This is a genomic window from Sphingobium sp. (assembly GCF_035511395.1).
In the GTDB taxonomy this organism is placed as follows: domain Bacteria; phylum Pseudomonadota; class Alphaproteobacteria; order Sphingomonadales; family Sphingomonadaceae; genus Sphingobium.
Genome location: NZ_DATKFP010000174.1, coordinates 1 through 2519, shown reverse-complemented (window position 1 = coordinate 2519; position 2519 = coordinate 1). Strand labels below are relative to the sequence as shown.

Below are 2519 nucleotides of genomic sequence, written 5' to 3'. Positions count from 1 at the left end.
ATGGCCCCGGTGAACCCCAGGCGGGCGATTGAGACCCGCCGCTTCGCTCTCCTCTGCACCACCGCAAGCGGCAATGCGAGGGTCCTGCGCCAGCTGCTGGAGGGTATCGCCGTACGCTGCGATTCCGCGCCGTTCTATGATTCGAGCGGGGAATTGATCGCGCATCACTCGCGGAGAGGCGGGAAAGTCATCCTCTATCCCTTCGATGCCCGCTGCGCGTCCTCGTCGCCTTTCGACGAGATATCTCATCCTGCCGACGCGCAACGCATTGCCTGCCAGCTGTGCTCGGAGGCCGGCAGCACTGACGACAACGTCTGGCTCGAGACGTGCCGGATTCTGATGGCGAACATGCCACGCTCGCTGTGGAGCGAGGTAAACGCCAGCCTCAAGGCCCTGGTCGACGCGCTGCAGGCGAAGTCCAAGCAGACGCTCAAGCGATGGCTGGGGCATACGTCCTCGGTGCGGACATTCGCGGATGATGCCGACCGCGCTACTGGCGGCGCCCTGTTCATGCTCGCCAAGGCGACCAATCTCATCCATTTCGTGCGGCGGGAAAGAGGGCGTGACGCGCATCCCGGCGCAGGCGACGGTGGACCTCTCGCGTTCCGCGATTTTATTGCCGGGCTGAATGGACGCGAAGGACCAAGGCCGCGGGTTTTCGTCCCACGCAACGAAGACTGCTTCGAGGCGGCCATTCCGCTCATGGCCGGCTGGCTGGAATGCGCAGCGAGCGCGTTGTCTGGATTTCCGCCTCCGCCTGGACGCAGGATCCGGTTCATGTTCGACGAGCTGGCCGATCTACCTCGGTTGGACAGCCTTGCAAGGCTGCTTCCTGAGGAACGCAAGTGTCGGTTGGCGATCGTCCTGACATTCCAGGCACTGGGCCAGATGCGCAACCGCTACGGTTCCCATATCGCCGAGGCCATGTTGGCGTGCTGCAATACCAGCCTGTTTCTCCAGATCTCGACATCGAGAGCAGCCAATGGGCTAGCAAAGCCACTGGCGATAGCGAGGTGAGAATCCGCGCCGCAGGCAACGCGCTCCCAGCGCGGGGCGAAACCGGGCGGACCACCATCGCCGCGCAGCGCCAATTTCGCCCGGCCGTCTCCGAAAGTCAGCTTCATCTCCCGCCTTCGCACGGCTACTTGTTGTTGCCCGATGGTGCGCCGGTGGTTCGGCTTGCCCGCTATGGGCCGGATGTCGCGGTCGGAGGTGCCCCGCGGCACCCCGACTTCGTCCGAGGCGATCCGGAGGACACTCTGTTAAGCCGGCCTCTCGCCAGCGAGGCGGATGACAGTTCGGGTCCCCGCGTCTTTCATGACCCGCTGGTCTGACCGGCGGGTCCGGTGGTTGCTTCCGCGCAGGCGATCCACAATGCACGGACTGCGGCCAACTATTACCAGGACGAGGACTGCCTTGCCGTGGGCGAAGCGGCGTCCACCGCATGGTGGGGGGATGGCGCCGCGGATCTCGGGCTTTCGGGAGCAGTCGGGGGCGACCAGTTTACGCAGTTGCTGATGGGTTTCGTCGGCGATGTCCGGCTGGGAAATATACGTGAGGGCGAAATGCGCCACCACCCCGGATGCGACATCACATTCTCGGCTCCCAAATCTGTCTCGATTATGGCGCAGGTCGCGGGCGATGCGCGCCTTTTCAACGCTCACCGCCAGGCCGTCGAGGCAGCGCTCGGGCACGCCCAGAAGTATCTGGCATCGACCCAGCTTCGCAGGGAGGGAGAAAGGATCAGCGAGGCTACCGGCAACCTCGTCGTGGCTACCTTCCAGCATCTCACCAGCAGGGCGCACGATCCCCAGCTTCATACCCACGCGGTCGTCATCAATGCCACGAGAGGGACAGACAGTACCTGGCGAAGCCTGCAAGAGAAGGCGCTGATGCGGTGCCTGAAGGGGCTGGGTGACATATATGACCAGGAGCTGGCCCATGCCGTGTCGGAACTTGGCTATGGCACGGTGCGCACAAGGACCGGCTTCGAGATAGCCGGAGTACCGGAAGCAGCGCTCAGGGGGATGAGCCAGCGGGGCGCCGCAATTGCCGCCTATCTGGAAGCCCGGAGCAATCCCGGCAAGGCGACGGACGCGCAGAAACGCATCGCGGTTCTCGCGACACGGAAGACCAAGCAGGCGGTCACTGCAGAACAGTTGTCGGTACAATGGCAGGATAGCGCTGCCAGTGCCGGCTTCGGGCGCACACAGCAGTCGCGTTTGGTCGAGGAGGCCCGCAATAGCGCGCGCGAGCGATCCCCTGACGATTGCCTCGACCTGCTGGCGTGGGAAGCGGTCGGTTTCGCTGCTGCCAAGCTCTCCGAGCGCAACGCGGTCTTCGCCGAGCGCAGGCTGGTAGAGGAAGCGGGTGCGTACGCCTTTGGCCGGCTTGGTCAGCGCGAAATCCGCCTCGCTGTCACCGAGGCCCGAACACATGGCGGGCTCATCGATCGCCGCTATCGCACCCCTCACGGCCGCGACCTGCCGGGGTTCACAACACCCGAGAATATCAGCACG

The 2519-nt window shown here is 64.5% G+C and carries 1 protein-coding gene and 1 pseudogene; both read left to right on the top strand.

Annotated elements, in window-relative coordinates; translation table 11 throughout:
* Window positions 1-1334: pseudogene (locus VMR39_RS11730) on the top strand (type IV secretion system DNA-binding domain-containing protein).
* A gap of 12 nt (window positions 1335-1346) precedes the next feature.
* Window positions 1347-2519: MobF family relaxase (gene mobF, locus VMR39_RS11720; protein WP_325416140.1), on the top strand; the 1173-nt coding region annotated here is incomplete at its 3' end.